This is a genomic window from Pigmentiphaga sp. YJ18 (genome assembly GCF_038066655.1).
Classification (GTDB): Bacteria; Pseudomonadota; Gammaproteobacteria; order Burkholderiales; family Burkholderiaceae_B; genus Pigmentiphaga.
This window is the reverse complement of the sequence record NZ_JBBUKU010000002.1, coordinates 1069292-1087924: the sequence shown is the minus strand read 5'-3', so window position 1 is coordinate 1087924 and position 18633 is coordinate 1069292. Positions and strand designations below refer to the sequence as shown.

Sequence of the window (18633 nt, the reverse complement as noted above, 5' to 3'; positions counted from 1 at the left end):
CCTTTCCTCAGGAACGACCATGAAACTCGGACTTTCAGGGGGGCTCGCGCTCGCCCTCGTTTCCCTGCCTTGCCTGGCCCAGTCGCCCGCCGGCAACGTGACGCTGTACGGCGCCATCGATACCGGCGTCGAATACATCACCCATGCCAGCGCGAGCGGCGGATCGGGCGTGCGCATGCCCACGCTGACCGGTGGGCAGCTGCCGTCGCGCTGGGGCCTGCGCGGCAACGAAGACCTCGGCAACGGCTGGCGCGGCATCTTCAACCTGGAAAGCGGCTTCTTCGCCGACTCGGGTTCGTCCGGCCAGGCGGGCCGCCTGTTCGGGCGCACCGCGATCGTCGGTGTCGAGGGGCCATGGGGCAGCTTCACCCTGGGGCGCCAATCGACCATGCTGGCCTGGTCGCTGATGGACGCCGACGTGATCGGACCGTCGGTGTTCAGCATGGCGAGCTTCGACAGCTACATCCCCAACGCGCGCGCCGACAACTCGCTGGCCTACCGCGGCAGGTTCGGCGGCCTGACCGTGGGCGCGACCTATTCCCTGGGCCGCGATACCTCCGCCGCGGGCAATTGCGGCGGCGAGCGCCCCGGAGACGCCCAGGCGTGCCGCGGATGGTCGGGGCTGCTGAAGTACGACGGCGGCGGCTGGGGCGTGGCGGCCGTCATCGACGAACAGCGCGGCGGTCCCGGCGCCGCCCCGGCGGTGGTGGTGCCGGGCGTGGCCGGGGTCGCGATCGCGTCGTCCGACAGCCGCGACCGGCGCTACATGGCCAACGGCTACCTGCACATCGCCGATCTGAAACTGGGCGCCGGCTGGATGCACCGCCGCATCGAAGGCAGCGCCGCCGATGTCTCGACCAACCTGTATTTCGTGGGCGCGACCTATCCGATCGGCAGCTGGACCCTGAACGCGCAGGCCACGCGCATGATCGCCAACGCCTACCAGGCCAAGGGCACGATGCTGGTCGGCCGCGCCAGCTACAGCTTCTCGAAGCGCACCGCCGCCTACGCCATGCTGGCCCACATGGGCAACAGCGGCGCGGGGGCGGTGTTCTCGGTGTCCAGCAGCAGCATCGTGCCGTGGTCGCCCAAGGCGGGGCAGGGGCAGATGGGGGTGATGGTGGGGCTGCGGCATTCGTTCTAGCGGGCCAGGCCGGGGCCGCGGGCCTGGCGTGGACCGGAAACTGTCGTGTCGGCATGAGATGATGGGGCTTTGCCATGCCTTGCCCCAAGGAGTCCCATGACCAGCACGCTCGCCATCGTCGTTTCCCTGGCGCTGTTGATGTACCTGGCCTATCGCGGCGTTACCGTGCTGCTGCTGGCGCCGCTGATGGGCGCGCTGGCGGTGGTGCTGTCGGGCGACGCCGCGCTGCTGCTGCCCATTTATACCGGCACCTTCATGACCGCCCTGAGCGGCTACGTGCTGCAGTTCCTGCCCATTTTCCTGCTGGGTTCCCTGTTCGGCCAATTGATGGCCGACTCGGGGGCGGCCAATACGCTGTCGCGCTGGATCGTGGCCAGCGTGGGCGAGAAGCACGCCATCGTCACCGTGGTGCTGGCCTGCGCGCTGCTGACCTATGGCGGCGTGTCGCTGTTCGTCGTGGCCTTCGCGATCTATCCGGTCGCGGTCGACCTGTTCAAGGCGGCGCGGATACCCAAGCGGCTGATTCCCGCCACGATCGCGCTGGGGGCCTTCACGTTCACCATGACGGCCTTGCCCGGCACGCCCGCCATCCAGAACGCGATTCCCATCCCGTACTTCGGCACCAACGTCTTCGCGGCGCCCGGGCTGGGCATCATCGCGGCCGCGATCATGTTCGGGGGCGGCACCTGGTGGCTGCGCCGCCGCGCCGCTTCCGCCCAGGCCGCGGGTGAAGGCTACGGCGACCACGACGACGCGGAGGAGGGCGCGCCCACCGACGGCCGCGCGGAGCAGGATGCCCGGTGGTCGATCATGCCCGTGCCGCTGGCCTTGCTGCCGCTGCTGCTGGTGGTCGGGATCAACGCCCTGTTCACCTACGTGGTGTTCCCGGCGGTGGATTTCTCGTTCCTGGCCCGGCGCTTCCCCGACCTGGAACCGCAAAAGATCGTCGGCCTGTGGGCGTTGATCATCGCGCTGGCCACGGCCTGCACGGTGCTGGTGCTGCTGCGGCTCAAGCACTGGAACAACCTGAAGGACACCATCAACCAGGGCGTGTTCGGTTTCATGCTGCCGCTGTTCAACACGGCTTCCGAAGTGGGCTACGGCGCGATCATCGCGGGCCTGGCGGGGTTCGCCATCATCCGCGACACGGTGTTGAACGTGGCGCCCGGCAATCCGCTGATTTCCGAGGCGGTGGCGATGAACGTGCTGGCTGGCATCACGGGTTCGTCCTCGGGCGGCCTGAGCATCGCCTTGCAGACGCTGGGCCAGGACTACTTGCGCATGGCCCACGAGGCGGGCATCAGCGCCGAGCTGATGCATCGCGTGGCCGTGATGGCCGCCGGCGGCATGGACACCTTGCCGCACTGCGGCGCCATCATCACGCTGCTGGCCATCTGCAAGCTGACGCACCGGCAGTCGTATGGAGACATCGCCGCCGTGACGATCCTCTTTCCGCTGCCGGCGCTGGCCCTGGTCATCGCACTGGGCACGATGTTCGGCGGGTTCTGAGGCGGGCGTTCAGAACTTGTACTTCAGGCTGACCGTGACGTTGCGCGGCGCGCCGTAGGTCAGCTGGCTGTAGGCCGCGAACATGCCGTAGTACTTCTTGTCGAACAGGTTGTTGATGTTCAGCTGCGCGGTCATCTGCTTGTTGATCTCGTAGCGCGCCATCAGGCCGACCAGGGCGTAGTCCTTCTGCTCGACCTTCTCGACCACGCCCAGCGGGTTGGCGGCATGCGTGTAGGTCTTGCCCTGCCAGCTCAGGCCGCCGCCCAGCGTCAGCCCGCTCCATGCGCCGGGCAGGCGGTAGGTGGTGAAGAGGCGAAACAGCCGGCGCGGATACAGGCTGTTCACGTCCGTGCCGTCGGCGGCCTTGGCCCGGAAGTGCGTGTAGCCGGCGCTCAGGTTCCAGTTGGGAGCCAGTTCGCCCGCGACTTCCAGCTCGAAGCCCTTGCTGGTCGCGCCGTCCACGGCGCGGTAGGCCGTTTCCGGCGGGTTGGTTCCGGGCACCGTGTCCGTGGTCTGCTGTGCCAGGTTGTTCTGCTTGATGTGGAACACGGACGCGGACGCATTCACCCGGCCATTCAGGAACTCGCCCTTGATGCCGGTTTCCATGGCCTTGCCCTTGACGGGATCGAGATAGCGCCCGGTGACGTCGCGCGCGTTCTGGGGCAGGAAGATGTTGGTGTAGCTGGCGTAGAGCGAGTACGTGTCGTTCAGGTCGTAGATCACGCCGGCGTAGGGCGTCACTTCGTTGTCGCTCTTGACCTCGTAGGCGCCGCTGTAGGCCACGTCGCCTTTCTTGCGGTAGTCGGTGACCCGGGCCCCGACGATCACCTTGAGCGGATCGGTCACGTTGAAGCGCGCGACGCCGTACAGCGCCTGCTGCGTGGTGGTGCCGTTCTCGTAGAAGGTGGGGGCGCCCCAGACGGGTTCCGGGAAGGAGCCGTTCCAGGCGTTGAAATCCGGCGCGAGGCCGCCGGCCGGCGTGGCCGCCCGCGCATCGGCGTTGAACTTCTGGTTGGCGTAGACGTAGCCGAAGGCCAGTTGGTGCTTGCGGCCCAGCAGTTCGAACGGGCCGTCGGCCTGTACCGCCACGTCGTCCTGGGTCGTCTTGACGTCATAGGAACCGGCGAAGGTGGTCATGCCCAGGCCGGTCGTCCGATCGGGCGCGCCCGACAGGTACAGCAGGTAGGAGTCGGCCTTGCGTTCGCTGCGGTTGTAGCTGAGCTTGACCCGCCAGTCGTTGTCGAATCGGTGCTGGAGCGAGGCGAAATAGGTCTGGTAGGTGGTGTTCCAGCGCGTCCAGTCGGCCGCCGCGCTCTTGGATCGGTCCCAGTTCGTGGGCGTGCCGTCGCTGTACCACAGCGGCAGGCCGCCCCACATCGGGCCGCGCGCCTTGCCCTTCTGGTAGCTCAGGCCCGCCGTCAGCAGGGTGTTGCTGGTCAGGTCGGCTTCCAGCGTGGCGAACAGCGTCTGATTCTTGTTGCTGAGCCGATCGGCCCAGCTGTCGCGTTCCGCGTGTTCGCCCACGACACGCAGCCGCACCGTCTTGGCCGTATTGACCGGGGTGGACAGGTCGACCATGCCGCGGCGCTGGTTCCAGCTGCCCAGGTCCAGTTCCGCGGCGCCGGTGAATTCCTTGCTGCTGGCCCGTTTGCGGACCATGTTGACGGCCGCGGAGGGATTGCCCGAGCCGGTGGTCAGCCCGGTCGCGCCGCGCACGATTTCCACCCGGTCGTAGGTGACCAGGCTGCTGAAGATCTCGCCCGAGCTCCAGGGCTGGTCCCAGGTGGTCGGCACGCCGTCGATCATCAAGGCATTGATGTCGAAGCCACGCGCGTTGAACTGGGCGCGATGCGTCTCGTACTGGTTCACCGAGACGCCCGTGGTGTTGTTCAGCACGTCCGTGATGGTCTGCAACCGCTGGTCTTCGAAACGCTGCTGCGTGACCACCGTCACGGACTGGGGCGTGTCGCGCAGGCTCAGGCCCAGCGGGGTGGCGGTGCGGGAGGGGCCCGTCGTGGTGTATGACCCGGTGCCTTCGGTGGTGGCGGAGTCCTCGCCCTCGGGGGCGGCGTTCACCGTGATTGCCGGCAACACGGCCGGAGTTTCCTGCGCCAGGGTGGACAGGGGCAGGGCTGCGGCGATGCACAGGCTGAGCTGCTTGAGTCGAACGGGTACGGCTGGGCGGGCTGCCATTTTCTCCCTCATGATGGTCGGTTTGAGTTCCCCAATTTATTATTGAATAATAATTGTTTTCATTTGTACTTATGTTTACTTTTTGTTCGAATGTTTGCTGAAGGCAACAGTCTGGGGCCGGAGGAGAGCGCTGCTAGCCGATGACGCGCTGTTCCCGCAGCGCCTGGATCGCGGCGTCGTCCAGTTCCGCGAGGCCGTGCAGGACCGCGTCCGTATGCTCGCCCAGGTAGGGTGCGCGCACGATGTCCACGTGCGAGCCGGACAGCCGGATGGGCATGCCGACGGTGGCCCAGGGGCCGCGCCGGGCGTCGTCGATGTGCACGTACATGCCGCGCTGCCGGACGTGGTCGTTGGCGGCCAGCTCGCCCGTGCCCAGCACGGGGCCGCAGGCGACGCCCAGCTTCGTCAGGGCCTCGAACATGTCCGTCTTCGTGTGGCGCCGGGTGATGGACTCGATGCGGGCCCAGAGCGCGCCCTGGTTGCGCTGCCTGGCGGCCGCCGTGGCGAAGCGCGGATCGCGCGCCAGCGCCTCGCCGCCCAGGAAGCGGGCCAGGGGTTCCCAGGTGGTGTCTTGAAGGACGATGTAGAGATAGTCGTTGGGGCCCTCGGGCTTGCACCGGACGGTGTTGCCCGGCAAGGCGCCGCCGGAATGATTGCCGGCGCGGGGCAGGTCGCCACCGGCATCCTGCTCATGGGCCAGCCGCTGGTGGTCGCGCCACTTGACGCGGCCCAGGTTCATGACCGCATCCATCATGGCGCATTCGACCCGCTGGCCCAGGCCCGTGCGCGTGCGCTGGTGCAGGGCGGCCAGCAGGCCGACGGCCAGGTGCAGGCCGGTGCCCGAGTCGCCGATCTGCGCGCCGCTGACGGTGGGCGGGCCGTCGGCTGTGCCAGTCACGCTCATCGCGCCGCCCATGGCCTGAGCGATGTTCTCGTAGGCCTTCAGGTCCTTGTAGGGGCCGGTGTCGCCGAAGCCCTTGATGGAGCCGACGATCAGCCCGGGTTGCGCGGCATGCAGGGTCTCCCAGCCCAGCCCGAGCCTGTCCATGACGCCTGGCGCGAAGTTCTCGACCAGCACGTCGCAGCGCCGGGCCAGCCGCAGCAGCAGCGCCACGCCTTCGGCCTGCCTGAGGTCGATCACCACGGATTGCTTGTTGCAGTTGAGCATCGAGAAATACAGGCTGTCGATGCCGTCGGCGTGTCGCAGGTGGTGGCGGGTGATGTCGCCCTGCGGCGGTTCGACCTTGATGACCTCGGCGCCCAGCCACGCCAGCAATTGGGTCGCGCTCGGGCCGGCCTGGACATGAGTCAGGTCGAGTATCCGGACGCCATGCAGCGATGTCTCCATTCTGGAATCCTTATCCATGGGCCGGGCGAAAAAAAACAGGCCGCGGCCTGTTCGGAGTGTATGGCAGGGCGGTCCGCCTAGCGCGATCCGGTGTAGCGCTCGACGTGTTCGACGAAGCGGGCGGGATCCTCGATCATGGGGAAGTGTCCACAGCCTTCCATGATGGACAGGCGGTCGGGCGGCAGGGCCTGGCGCAGCGCATCGAGACTGTCGCCCACCGGGCCTTTCGAGCCCAGGATCGCGTAAGTGGGGACCTGGGAACGGGCCAGCCCTTGCGGCGCGTCGTACTCGCGCAGGGCCCACATGGCGTCCATCATGGCATGCGCGCCGGCCTTGCTGCGATCGATGTTCCAACGCTGGTGCAGCTCAGGTGTCAGGTTGCCGAGGCGGGCGGCCACGTTGTCGAAGGTCTGGATGGGCAGCGCGAAATTGCTTTCCACGTAGGCCCAGCGGTCCGCCCAGGCCTGGGCCGAGCGGATGGGCGTCTCGACCAGGATGACGGCGCGCATCCGCTGCGCATGGTGTTCGGCCAGGGCCAGGCAGATGACGCCGCCTATGGAGGTTCCGAGCACGGTGGCCTGGGCCAGACCGTGCTCATCCATGAAGGCGGCCACGGCGCGGGCATACATGGGATAGGTCCAGTGATGGACGAGCGGATCGGAGTCCCCCTGGCCGGGCAGGTCGATGGCGTATACGTGGTGGCGCCGGGCCAGGTCCTCGATCACGAACTGGAACTCGAAGACGGAGCTGCCGTTGCTGTGCAGGAGGATCAAGGGTTCCCCCTGGCCGGCCTCGACGTAGTGCAGCCGCGTGTCCCCCAGTGCGGTGAAGCCTTCCTTCCATCGCGGATCCGAACTTCCAACCATGTCTGTCCCTGCTCCAGGTTCTTGCCCGCCGGATGCCGGCGGGACGGGTTCATCGTGCGGCCAGTCTAGCGAGCGGGGTCTGGCGCCATCAACGGCGTCACGGGCGATTTCCCGCGGTCCCGGCGAATATTCCGTATCATGGAAATATTTTCCGACATCATCCACGAGACATGGCCACGACGACATCGACGACGCGCATGGAAGGCGCCCAGAGCACCGCCCGGGCGGCATTGCTGCTGCGGACGCTGGCGACCTTCGGATCCATGGGGGCGCCGCTGATGGACATCAGCCGCTTGACGGACCTGCCCAAGGCCACCGTGCATCGTTTGCTCGCGGCCATGGTGGACGAGCGCCTGGTCGAGCGCCCGGCGGGCACGCGCAACTATCGGCTGGGGCCGGACATCTTCGCCTTCGGCATTGCCGTGCGTACCTGCTTCGACCTGCAGCCGCTGGCCGGGGCGTCCCTGGCGCGTCTGGCCGAAGGGACGGGCACCGCGGCGTACCTGGGCGTGCGCAGCGGCTACGACATGCTGTGCCTGGACAAGCACGTGGCCGTGGCCGACGAGGCCGGCCTGCTGCTGGAGGTGAACGACCGCTGGCCGCTGGGCATAGGCTCGTTCAGCCTGGCCGTGCTGGCCTTCCTGCCCGAGCCGGAAATCCAGGACGTCATCGGCTTCAACCGCCGCCGCGTCCGCCCGGAGGACACCCTGACCTTCGAGCATATCGCCGAGTCCATCCTGAAGACCCGCCGCAACGGCTACGCCCGGCGCACGATGCGTTCGTACAAGGGCAACGCGGGCGTGGCGGTGCCGATACTGGACGAGCGGAACTATCCCATCGGTTCCTTGTGCGCGGTGGCCGAGGCCAGCCGGATGAAGGGGGGCTACCTGCAGGAACTGGTGGGCAGGCTGCGGCACGAGGCCGCGCTGATCGCCAAGCTGTACGAAAGCGCGCGCCTGCAACAGCAGCAGGAAGAGAAATGGCGCGTGGCGGTGCGCGGGTCGGGTTCGCGGCACCTGCTGGGGTAGGCGGCTCCCGGGGCTGTCCGGGTGTTTTTCATGAATTCCATAACATGGAACTTTGACCGTTCTTGTGCTTGATCCTCCTGCCTATACTGGCGTCAATCAAAACGACAGGAGGAGACCACCATGTCCGTGCACCGCTGGCTGGCGGGATCGATGCTGGCCATCGCGGCATTCGCCGCGCCCTGGGCCGCGCATGCCAACGACACCTACCCGGACCGCCCCGTGCGCCTCGTCGTGCCATTCGCGCCCGGCGGCTCCAGCGACATCGTCGGACGCGTGTTCGGCGAATACCTGCAGAAGAAGACGGGGCAGCCCGTGGTGGTCGAGAACCGCGCTGGCGCCAACGGCATCATCGGCACGCGCTACGTGAAGGAAGCGGCGCCCGACGGCTATACGCTGGAACTCAGCACCAACACCACGCACGCTGCCAACGTCAGCCTGTACAAGCAGCTTCCCTACGACGCGATGGCCGATTTCGAGCACATCGCGCCCTTCGGCCTCTCGGCTTCCGTGGCCATGGTCAGCAAGGAATCGGGCATCACCTCCGTCCGCCAGTTGGCGGACCATGCCAAGGCGCATCCCGACAAGGCCTTCTTCGGCTACTACAACTCGGCTTCGCAGATGTCGGGTGAACTGTTCCGGCTGAAGTCCGGCGCACCGCTCAAGGGCGTGTCCTACAAATCCATCGGCAACGCCACCTCGGACCTGCTGGGCGGCCACATCCAGGTGATCTTCATGGAGTACCTGCCGGCGGTCGGCCAGATCCCGGGCGGCAAGCTGGTGCCGCTGGGCGTGACGGCCAGCAAGCGCTACGGCGCCTGGCCCGACGTGCCCACCATCGCCGAGACCTACCCGGGATACGAGCTCGACTTCCACCTGGGGCTGGTCGCGCCCAAGGGCACGCCCGCGCCCATCCTGGCCAAGCTGCACGCCTGGATGGACGAGGCCGCCCACGACCCGGCCTTCGTCGCCAAGCTGAACGAACTGGGCATGGAGCCGCTGCCCATGAGCCGGCAGGAATACGTGCGCTTCTCGCGCGAAAAGATCGACTACTGGGCCCGCCAGGTCAAGGCCGCCGGCGTGCCGCCGCAATGACACCGCAACGAGATAGGACATGGACATGCGCCTGGGTTACTTCACGATGCCGCTGCATCCCCTGCATCGCAACCCCACCGAGACCCTGCAGGAAGACCGCGAGGCCATCATCCTGGCCGACAGGCTGGGTTTCCACGACGCCTTCGTGGGCGAACACCTGACCGACCAGGCCGAGAACGTCACCAACAGCCTGCTGTTCCTGGCGACCCTGATCCCCGTCACCACCCAGATCAAGCTCGCCTCCGGCACCTCGAACCTGTCGCACTCGCACCCCACGCTGCTGGCCGCCCAGGCGGCCATGTTCGACCACCTGGCCAAGGGCCGCTTCATCTTCGGCATCAGCCCCGGCGCGCTGGCCTCCGACGCCGAGGCGCTCGGCATCCTGGACCAGGACCGCAACCGCCTGTTCGCCGAAGCCATCGACGTCATCCTGGCCATCTGGGAAAAGAACGCGCCCTACGACATCGACCTGCCCGACAACCGCTACAAGGTCACCACGGCCACCACCTCCGCCTTCGAGATCGGCCGCGGCATCATGCCCAAGCCCTACCAGCGGCCGTATCCCGAGATCGTCGGCACCGTGGTGGCGCCTTTTTCCAAGGGCGTCGTCGCCATGGGCCGGCGCGACTTCCACCCGATGTCGGCCAACTTCCTGCTGGCGCACTGGCTGCGCAGCCATTGGGACAACTACGCCGAAGGCAAGCGCTCGGTGGGCGTGGAACCCGACGTGGCCGACTGGCGCATCGCCCGGACCATCTTCGTGGCCGACGACGACGCCACGGCGCAGGCCTACGGCAAGCGCGACGCCAACAGCCCCTACCGGTACTACTACAAGCAGATGCTGACCAAGATGAAGATGTCCAACCGGCACGTCATCTTCAAGAAGCACCGCGACGAGGACGACAGCGCCGTCACCCTGGACCGGCTGGTCGACGAACTGGTGATCGCCGGCACGGTGGACGAAGTCGTGGACCAGATCCTGGCACTGCGCGAGACCGCGGGCGACTTCGGCGAAATCGTCTACGCCGGGATGGACATGGTGGACAAGGCCATGGCCTATCGCTCCATGGAGCTGATGGCCACCCAGGTCATGCCCCGGGTCAACGCCGCCATCGGCGGCCGCTAGCGGGAGCCGGCCATGGCGCTGAGCGCGGAAGAATTCCGGCGGATGATGCGGCGCTACCCGGCCGCGGTCACCGTCATCACCACCGGCCAGGCGCCCGACCGGGCCGGCATGACGGCCACCGCGGTGATGTCGCTGTCCATGGAGCCGGTGCAACTGGTGTGCGCCATCAACCGGTCCACCTATACACACGAGCGGCTGGTGCGGCATGGCCGGTTCTGCGTGAATGTGCTGGAGCGCGGGCAGATCGCCGTGGCGAAGCTGTTTTCGGGGCAGGGCGGCATGATGGGCGATGCGCGTTTCGGCGATGAGGCCTGGACCGTCGCGCCGTCGGGCGTCCCCATGCTGAAGGGAGCGGTGCTGGCGTTCGACTGCCGCCTCGCGCAGTGTGTGGACGCGGGCACGCACACCCTGGTCATCGGCGAGGTGGAGGCGGGTTGCGGGACGCAGGCCGTGCAACCGCTGCTTTACCTGGACGGAGCGTGGGCGCGGGCGGAGAAGGTGGCCGAGCCGGCCTGAGCGCGGGCGGTCAGACCGGCTCCGGATGCACGTCATGCAGCGACGTGCGCCGGAAAATATCGAGCAGCTCGGCGGCGATCTGCTGCTTCGATCCCCCGATGGCTTCGGCAATGCCGATGCGCCGCATGAGGGGCGGAGTTCCCAAGGGCATGACGCGTAGCCCGTACAACTGCGAAAGCCTGGGATTGCCATCGGGAACGATGGATACCCCCAGGCCGTTCAGGACCAGCAGCTTGATGGCGTCCACGGATTCGACATCCATCGCATCCTTCAACTCCAGTTGGCGGGCCGCCAGGTGTTCTTCGATGTCCCGGCTGACAAGGAAGTTGCTGCCGAACCGGATGTAAGGGAACTCACGCAGCAAGGCTTCGTCGGTGTGCCCGCGCGCGTGCGGCGGGGCGATCACCACGATGGGCTCCAGCGCGCACATCGTCCACTTCACGCTTTCGAGCTGGGTCCTGGGTTCGCTGATGAACGCGACGTCGATTTCATCGTGTTCGAGCCGCTTGATGAGAAAGGCCGGGCGTCCATACCGCATCCGCACCTGGAGACGGGGGTAGGCCTTGCGCAAGGCCGCGAGCGAACGAGGAATGATGCTGGTCAGCACGGTGGGGGATGCGCCGATGCGCAGCACGCCGCTGAAATTGGATGAATCCGCCACCGCGTTGTGCAGTTGGTCATGCAGCCTGAGTATCTCCCTGGCCCGCTCGACGATGACCAGTCCTGCTTCGTTGAGCCGGGCGGGCTTGCGTTTGCGGTCCAGCAACTGGACGCCGAATTCCCGCTCGAGATTGGCCACATGGGCGCTGACCGCGGGCACGGTCAGGAACAGCGCTTCCGAGGCGGCGGTGATGCTGCCGTGATCGGCTATGGAAACCAGAGACCGCAGTTCGCGTGACGACATGGAGGGTTTCTCCGACTGTGCAGGACGTTCCGCAAAGGACGCAGTCACATCCTAACAAAAGAAATCCTTAAGTTTTCCTTCAGAAAATACAGAGAAACCCGCGGGCATCCGATGCTAGGCTGAACGACATAACGAGACCACCCGCGAGGTGCAAGCCATGTCCCCGTTCTTCCGTGCAATCCGATTCCTGTTGGGGCTCGCCGTCCTGTCGGCGTCGACATATGTGCATGCGGCCTATCCCGACCGGCCCGTGCGGCTGATCGTGACGTATCAGGCCGGGGGATCCGCGGACGTCCTGGCGCGCATCTTCGCCAAGTCCTTTTCCGACCAATTGGGCCAACCCGTGGTGGTGGAGAACAAGCCGGGCGGCGCGGGCGTCATCGGCATCAGCGCGGTGACCCAGAGCCCCGCGGACGGCAACACGCTGCTGTTCTGTCCGCCCGGCCCGCTGGTGAATCTGCCGTTGATGGGCATGAAACTGCCGTTCGACGTCTACAAGGATCTGACCTACATCACTCTGCTGACCGACACGTCGAAGGTGATCGTCGTTCCCGCGAGCCTGGGCATCAAGACGCTGGAGGAGTTCGTGGCCCATGTGCGAGCGCATCCGGGGAGGCTCTCGTTCGGGTCGGCTGGCACCGGTTCGATGACCCACCTCACGGCCGAACTCATGATGTCGCTCGCGAAGATCGACATGGTGCACGTGCCCTACAAGAGCGGCTCGCCCATCGTCATGGACATGCTCAACGGCAATCTGCAGATGTTCATAGGCGAGATGCCGAACGTGCTGCCTCAGGTCCGTGCGGGGAAGCTGGTGGCGCTGGCCGTCACGGACGCGAAGCGCAGCACCTTCCTGCCGGACGTTCCCACCACCGCCGAGGCGGGATATCCGGAGCTCATCGGAGGCGGCGGCGCCTACGGCTTGTGCGGCCCGGCGAACCTGCCACCGGCGGTCACCAAGCGTATCCACGAAGCGGCGGTCGAAGCGCTCAAGTCCCCGGGGCTGGTGGAGCTCTTCTCCCAGCAAGGTTCCCGTCCTGAGCAGTCGACCGGCGCGCAGTACATGGACTACATCCGCAGTGAGACGGCGCGGTGGAGCCCGATCATCAAGAACAGGAACATCTCGTCCACCAACTGAACGGCCGGTCGCGGCCCTTGCAACGGTAAATCACCATGTCGATGACGATCACTGCGCTTTGCGCATCCCTCGGCGCCGAGGTCCATGGCCTGGACTTGCGCCAGCCTGTTTCCGACGATCTGCGCGAGCAGCTCCACGAGGCATGGAACCGCCATCTGGTACTGGTCTTTCGCGACCAGCGGCTCGATGCCGGCCAGTTCCTGGCCGCCAGCCAGATCTTCGGCGGGCTCGACATGCCGCCGGGCGTGCGCTACGGCCGTGTCCATATTCCCGCGCATCCCGAGATCGCGCTGATGTCGAACGAAGAGGAAAATGGCAAGCCGAAGGGACTGCTGGGGAGTTCCGAACTGGTCTGGCACGCCGACATGACGTTCGACGAGTTGCCTCCCAGGGGCGCCATCCTGTATCCCCTTCGCCTGCCGGAAACGGGCGGCGAAACCTTTTTCTCGAACCTCTATCTTGCGCACGACACGCTGCCGGAGGCGCTGCGGGCGCAGGCCCAGGGGCGGCATGCCTTCCATGACGGATCGCTCAACAGCGCGGGCAAGCCGCGGGCCGACGGCGCCGCGCTGCGCGAGGGGGAACGCCCCCCTGGTGCGGTCCACCCGCTGCTGAGGGTGCATCCGGCCACCGGTCGCTCGGTGGTGTTCCTCGGCCGCCGGCAGAAATCCTACGTGACGGAGTGGCCCGATGAGCGCGGCGAGGCATTGCTGGACGGGCTTTGGGCGCATGCCACGCAGCCGCGGTTCGTCTACAAGCACGAGTGGCGCATGGGCGACATGCTGATCTGGGACAACCTCGCCACGATGCATCGCCGGGATGCCCTGGATGCGAGCCAGCCGCGCACGCTGTACCGCACGCAGATATCGGGCCGGCAGCCCGTGCGCGCGGCGGCGGAACCGGCCTGAGGACGCGGCGATGCGCGCGGTTCGTATTGATCGTTTCGGCGGGCCGGACGCCCTGCGGCTGGTGCAGGATCTTCCCGTGCCCGAACCCGGCCCCGGCGAGGTGCGGGTGCGCATGGCCTACGCCGGCGTGAACTACACGGATATCTACCGGCGCGAGGGAGACTACGCGGCGTCCGCCACGTATGAATCGCGCTTGCCCCTGACGCTGGGGATCGAAGGGGCCGGGCGCGTCGACGCCTTGGGGCCGGATGTCTCGGGTATCGAGCCGGGCGCGCGGGTCGCGTTCACCCGCACCCTGGGCGCCTGGGCCGACCATGCCATCGTTCCCGCGCACCGCCTGGCGCGCGTGCCCGACAGCGTATCCCTGGCTCGCGCGGCCGCCGGCATGACCAATGCCATGACGGCGCACTATCTGACGACCGAGTTCGGCCTGCGCGCGAACGACTGGTGCCTGGTGCATGCGGGAGCCGGCGGCGTCGGACAATGGCTCATCCGGCGGGCGAGGGTGCTGGGCGTGAACGTGATCGCGACCGCGGGCAGCGAGGCCAAGGCGCGGATCGCCCGCGATCTGGGCGCCCGGGAAGTGGTCCTGTATCGCGAGGCGGATTTCGTCGCGCAAGCGCGGCGCGCGACCGAAGGGCGAGGGGTGGACGTGGTATTCGATTCGGTGGGCCGCGACACGCTTGCCGGGTCGTTGCGATCGCTCCGGCGGCGCGGCACATGTGTGCTGTACGGACACGCATCGGGCCGGGTGGATGCGCTGGACACCATGGCGCTGGCGGAAGCCGGATCGGTCTTTCTTACCCGCCCCCATATGGCGGACTACATCGCGACGACCCAGGAATACGCCTGGCGGGCCGGCGATGTGATGGATTGGCTGGCGGCCGACGCGGATGCCGGCACCGCCCCGCGCATCTGGCCGCTGGAGCAGGCGAGTCTGGCGCAGACCGAACAGGCCTCGCGCGCTACGACCGGCAAGGCTATTCTCGCCATTGCGCCTCATCTCGATGGCCCGGCGCCGGAGATCGCGGCATGAAGATAGATGCCATTCATCTTTACCGGCTGTCGATGCCGCTGAAGACGCCGTATGCGGTCTCCCGCAAGGTGTTCCACGAGGTCACGCCTATGGTGGCCGAGGTTCGGGGCAGCGAGGGCGGGCAGGGCTGGGGCGAAGCCCTGATCACGCCGGGCTACACCCATGAAAGCGTGGAGGGCGGCTGGGATTTCTGCAGGAACGCGGCGTCGGCGCTGATCGGCATGGATCCGATCGCCGCGCTGGCGATCCTGCGGCGCCAGGTCGACCTGCATCCGTGCGCGGCCAGCACGCTCATCGCGGCATTGGAAATGTTGACGGAACACGATGCGCTGCGGGTGACGCAAACCGCGAGGATTCCGCTGTTGGCGCCGTGCCACGCGAAGGACCGCGAGGCGTTGACGGACGAGGTGAACGGGCTGATCGAATCCGGTTTCGCCACGCTCAAGGTCAAGGCCGGCTTCGACGTCGACGGCGACCTGGCGCGTCTGCATGCCATCGCCGACGCGGCACGGGGCAGGGCAAAGCTGCGCATCGACGCGAACTGCGGTTTTTCGCTGGACGATGCCCGCCGCTATCTGGACGGTTTGCGCGGTGTGCCGGATATCGAGCTGCTGGAACAGCCTTGCGGTGCGCAGGATTGGGACAGCAACGCCGAAGTGGCGCGAATCTCGCCGGTGCCCGTGATGCTTGACGAATCGATCTATAGCCTGGCCGATATCGACCGCGCCGCCTCGCTGCTGGGTGTCGGGTTCATCAAATTGAAGATGAAGAAGACCGGCGGTGTCGAACTGCTCTGCCAGGCGCTGGATCACATTCATGCCCGCGGACTACTGCCCGTGTTGGGGGACGGCGTGTCCACCGAGATCGGGTGCTGGGCCGAAGCCTGTGCGTGGCGGGGTCGTGTGCGGCACGCGGGCGAGATGAATGGCTTTGCCAAGACGCGCGAGCGGCTGTTTCAAACCCCTCTGGCCGTGGAACAAGGCGCGCTGTCGTTGGAGGCCGGAGAGATGCCTGCCATCGACCGCGCGGTCCTGGATGCCCACAAAGTCGGGCAGGAGAACTACACGCTTGCCCGATCCGGTGGGAAACGATGAGATTCCCCAGCCATGCGGGCTCCACGGCCAGGGACGCCGCCGAGGCGCCATCCGTATCGGCGCGCGATCTGCATGCCATGCTGACCGATGGGTGCGAGCTTGCGCTGCTGGACGTGCGCGAGACGGGAGTCCACGTTCGCAGCCACATCTTTCACGCCGCCTCTCTGCCACTGTCCACGCTCGAACTGGGTATCGAGCAGGCGCTGCCCTGCATGGCAACGCGCATCGTATTGGTGGACGACGAGGACGGCCTGGCGGACGCCGCCTTGCGCCGGTTGTCCATGATGGGCTATTGCAACGTGGCCGTGCTTGGCGGTGGGCAGACCAGTTGGCGTGCAGCGGGGTTCGCCGAATATTCCGGTCTCCACGTGCCGAGCAAGGCCTTCGGCGAGGTGGTCGAGCACGCCTACGGCACCCCGTCCATCACCGCAGAGGAGCTGGATGAGCGACGGGCAAGCGGCAACGTGCTGGTGCTCGACAGCCGCAGCGAGGAGGAGTTTCACGCGATGTCCCTACCAGGCGCGGAGTCCTGTCCCGGCGGCGAACTCGTCGCCCGGGCGCTGCGCCATGAAGGTCTTCTGGTGGTCAACTGCGCCGGTCGCACGCGTTCGATCATGGGCGCGCAATCGCTCATCAGCGCCGGCAAACACGACGTCCGGGCGTTGCGGAACGGTTTGATGGGACAGCGCCTGGCGGGCCTGCCATTCCATCATGGCCGACGCGACACACGCGGCGACCGGCCCGTGGCGGCCGGCGCCGCGCAAGCCGCAGCGCGGCTGGCATCCGCGCTGGACATCGCCGTGATCGGAAGCGAAGGGGTGAACGAGTTGCTCGCCGACACGACCCGAACCTGCTATCTGTTCGATGTTCGGCTACCGGGTGCCTGGCGGGCTGGCACGCTGCCCGGGGCGATCAACGCGCCGGGTGGTCAACTGGTGCAGCAGACCGACGCCTACGCACCGGTGCGCAATGCGCGCGTCATCGTGTTCGATACCGATGCCGTGCAGGCGCCGATGACGGCTTTCTGGCTGCGCCAGATGGGATGGGAGGTGTACGTCCACCGTGCGCCGGCCGACTCGCTCGGACCGCCTCGGCCGGCGGTATCCGCTGCCACCGATGACGAGGGGACGCAACTGCCGCTGGCCCCCGCCGTGCGGGTAATCGACGTGGGCGATTCGCGCCAGTACCGGGCGCGTCACCTGCCGGGCGCGGCCTGGACCGTGCGCTCGCGTCTTGCGCAGACACTGGCGGGCATGCCCGCCGGCGCTTCCCTGGTATTTACCTGCGCCGATGGCCGCCTGTCGGCCCTGGCCGCGGCCGATGCAAGAGCCCTGGGCCACGTTGCCACCCATTTGGGTGGAGGCGTGCGGTCTGTCGGAGCCGCCGGACTCACCGCGGACGACCCGCGATACCTGACCGCCGTCGATGACGTGTGGTATAGGCCCTACGACCGCGATACCGGGATCGAGGAGGCCATGCGCGAGTACCTGAGTTGGGAAACCGGCCTGCTCGAGCGGGTGATGGCCGATCCCACGGTCCCGTTTCGCCATGAAGCGATCCTGGCCATGGCCGGACGCGGTTAGGACTGAGGAGCCATGCCCGATCCCGCCCGGGCATGCCGCTGTTCGTGCTCCAGCAACCACTGCTTGCGGGCCAGGCCGCCGCCGTAGCCCGTCAACGCTCCATCCTTGCCCACGATCCGGTGGCAAGGCACGACGATCGCCACCCGGTTGGCGCCATTGGCGCCGGCCACCGCGCGCACGGCCTGCGGCTTGCCCAGTTTCTGCGCCTGGTCGGCGTAGCTGGCGGTGCGGCCATAGGGAATGGCTTGCAGCGCCTGCCACACCGACTGTTGGAACTCGCTGCCCGGTGTGTCCAGCACCAGATCGAACCCCTGTCGCGTGCCCGCGAAGTACTCGCCGATCTCGCGCTCGGCCTGCCGCGTATGGGCGTTTTCTCCGGCCAGGATGCGCGCCCGCAGCAGCCTTTGTAGATCCTTGAATTCGGTCTCCAGCATCCGGCGGTCGACGAACTCCAGCAGGCAGACGCCGCGCTCGCTGGCGCAGGCGAACATCGGCCCCAGCGGCGTGGTGAAGCGATGGATGAGCAGCACGCGCGCCTCGGCCGTGGGCGCGCCGCCGGTCAGCTTCTTGACGGTGTAGCCAAAGCCGCTAAGCGAGTCGTAGCCGTTGTCCAGCGCGGCGTCCGTCGCACGGCGCCCGGTCTTCAATTCCTCCAGCGCCGTATTGATGCGCAGCGAACGCTGGAACGCCTGGAAGCTCATGCGGTGGTGCTGCTGGAACCAGCGCCGGATGCGCTCGGGACTCAGCCCGCGCTGCCTGAGCTGCCAATCGCTCAGCCGCTCCTTGGGGTGCTGGCGCACCCAGTCGACGGCCTGGGCCACTTCCGGCGGCGCGGCATGGGCGTTCTCGGTCGGCCGGCATACCTTGCACGGCCGGTAGCCGGCGTCCAGCGCTTCCTTGAAGTCGGTGTAGAACACCACGTTCTCGCGCTTGGGCTTGCGCGCGCGGCAGGTGGCGATGCAGAACACGCCGGTGGTTCTTACGCCGACGTAGAAGATGCCGACGTGATCGGCGGCGCGGTCGAGCAGGGCGCGGTAGTAGGTGTCGATTTCCCGGTGGTCGGTGATCAGCATGGTCGGAGGCGGCTTGTCTGGACAGGGGGCCAGTATGGGGTTCGCCCTGGCGCGCTACAACCGAAAAATGGACGA

At 67.1% G+C, this 18633-nt stretch carries 16 protein-coding genes; 11 read left to right on the top strand and 5 right to left on the bottom strand.

All coding sequences use genetic code 11. From position 1 onward, the window contains the following. The first annotated feature begins 19 nt into the window (after positions 1–19). Together WKR98_RS18920 and WKR98_RS18915 are read left to right on the top strand one after the other, a co-directional pair. Entirely contained in the window at positions 20–1144 is a 1125-nt protein-coding gene (locus WKR98_RS18920) for a porin (protein ID WP_341434371.1), read from the top strand. Between the two features lie 96 nt (positions 1145–1240). Next, a complete protein-coding gene (locus WKR98_RS18915) occupies positions 1241–2653 on the top strand; it encodes a GntP family permease (RefSeq protein ID WP_341434370.1) in 1413 nt (470 codons plus the stop codon). A 9-nt stretch (positions 2654–2662) separates the two neighbouring features. Here WKR98_RS18915 and fhuE read toward each other — a convergent pair whose 3' ends face one another. The 3 genes from fhuE to WKR98_RS18900 form a co-directional block, all read right to left on the bottom strand. After that, positions 2663–4846 carry a ferric-rhodotorulic acid/ferric-coprogen receptor FhuE gene (fhuE, locus tag WKR98_RS18910; RefSeq protein ID WP_341434369.1) on the bottom strand — a complete coding sequence of 728 codons (2184 nt, stop codon included), beginning with the start codon at positions 4844–4846 and terminating at the stop codon, positions 2663–2665. A 133-nt stretch (positions 4847–4979) separates the two neighbouring features. Beyond that, entirely contained in the window at positions 4980–6194 is a 1215-nt protein-coding gene (locus WKR98_RS18905) for a formyl-CoA transferase (RefSeq protein WP_341434368.1), read from the bottom strand. Between the two features lie 77 nt (positions 6195–6271). Further along, a complete protein-coding gene (locus WKR98_RS18900) occupies positions 6272–7060 on the bottom strand; it encodes an alpha/beta fold hydrolase (RefSeq protein WP_341434367.1) in 789 nt (262 codons plus the stop codon). A gap of 170 nt (positions 7061–7230) precedes the next feature. Here WKR98_RS18900 and WKR98_RS18895 point away from each other — a divergent pair, with 170 nt between their 5' ends. The 4 genes from WKR98_RS18895 to WKR98_RS18880 all read left to right on the top strand — a co-directional run bounded on the left by WKR98_RS18895 (position 7231) and on the right by WKR98_RS18880 (position 10822). Further along, positions 7231–8088 carry an IclR family transcriptional regulator gene (locus WKR98_RS18895; RefSeq protein WP_341434366.1) on the top strand — a complete coding sequence of 286 codons (858 nt, stop codon included), beginning with the start codon at positions 7231–7233 and terminating at the stop codon, positions 8086–8088. A gap of 120 nt (positions 8089–8208) precedes the next feature. Next, complete coding sequence (locus WKR98_RS18890) at positions 8209–9180, top strand: Bug family tripartite tricarboxylate transporter substrate binding protein (protein WP_124689193.1); 972 nt, start codon at positions 8209–8211, stop codon at positions 9178–9180. Positions 9181–9199: 19 nt separating this feature from the next. Beyond that, positions 9200–10306 carry an LLM class flavin-dependent oxidoreductase gene (locus tag WKR98_RS18885; protein ID WP_238160378.1) on the top strand — a complete coding sequence of 369 codons (1107 nt, stop codon included), beginning with the start codon at positions 9200–9202 and terminating at the stop codon, positions 10304–10306. Positions 10307–10318: 12 nt separating this feature from the next. Next, positions 10319–10822 (top strand): flavin reductase family protein, encoded by a 504-nt coding sequence (locus WKR98_RS18880; RefSeq protein ID WP_341434365.1) that lies wholly within the window; start codon positions 10319–10321, stop codon positions 10820–10822. A 10-nt stretch (positions 10823–10832) separates the two neighbouring features. Here the strand turns inward: WKR98_RS18880 and WKR98_RS18875 are convergent, their stop codons facing one another. Then, on the bottom strand, positions 10833–11726 hold the full coding sequence (locus tag WKR98_RS18875) for a LysR family transcriptional regulator (protein ID WP_341434364.1): 894 nt from the start codon (positions 11724–11726) through the stop codon (positions 10833–10835). 157 nt (positions 11727–11883) lie between these two features. Here WKR98_RS18875 and WKR98_RS18870 point away from each other — a divergent pair, with 157 nt between their 5' ends. The 5 genes from WKR98_RS18870 to WKR98_RS18850 are packed head-to-tail and all read left to right on the top strand — an operon-like array spanning position 11884 to position 17485. Beyond that, positions 11884–12864: a Bug family tripartite tricarboxylate transporter substrate binding protein gene (locus WKR98_RS18870; RefSeq protein WP_341434363.1), complete on the top strand. Its 981-nt coding sequence runs from the start codon at positions 11884–11886 to the stop codon at positions 12862–12864. A 35-nt stretch (positions 12865–12899) separates the two neighbouring features. Beyond that, positions 12900–13772, top strand: coding sequence for a TauD/TfdA dioxygenase family protein (locus WKR98_RS18865; protein WP_341434362.1), 873 nt, complete (start codon positions 12900–12902; stop codon positions 13770–13772). Positions 13773–13782: 10 nt separating this feature from the next. Next, positions 13783–14808, top strand: a complete 1026-nt coding sequence (locus WKR98_RS18860; RefSeq protein ID WP_341434361.1) for a quinone oxidoreductase family protein — start codon at positions 13783–13785, stop codon at positions 14806–14808. Further along, on the top strand, positions 14805–15902 hold the full coding sequence (locus WKR98_RS18855; RefSeq protein ID WP_341434360.1) for a mandelate racemase/muconate lactonizing enzyme family protein: 1098 nt from the start codon (positions 14805–14807) through the stop codon (positions 15900–15902). The genes WKR98_RS18860 and WKR98_RS18855 overlap by 4 nt, the downstream gene beginning before the upstream one ends. Next, positions 15899–17485 (top strand): rhodanese-like domain-containing protein, encoded by a 1587-nt coding sequence (locus WKR98_RS18850; RefSeq protein ID WP_341434359.1) that lies wholly within the window; start codon positions 15899–15901, stop codon positions 17483–17485. Before WKR98_RS18855 ends, WKR98_RS18850 begins: the two co-directional genes overlap by 4 nt. On the opposite strand, the gene WKR98_RS18845 is transcribed toward WKR98_RS18850, so the two are convergent. Further along, positions 17482–18558, bottom strand: a complete 1077-nt coding sequence (locus WKR98_RS18845; protein WP_341434358.1) for a bifunctional transcriptional activator/DNA repair enzyme AdaA — start codon at positions 18556–18558, stop codon at positions 17482–17484. The two genes, WKR98_RS18850 and WKR98_RS18845, sit on opposite strands and share 4 nt — an antisense overlap. Positions 18559–18633: the final 75 nt, after the last annotated feature.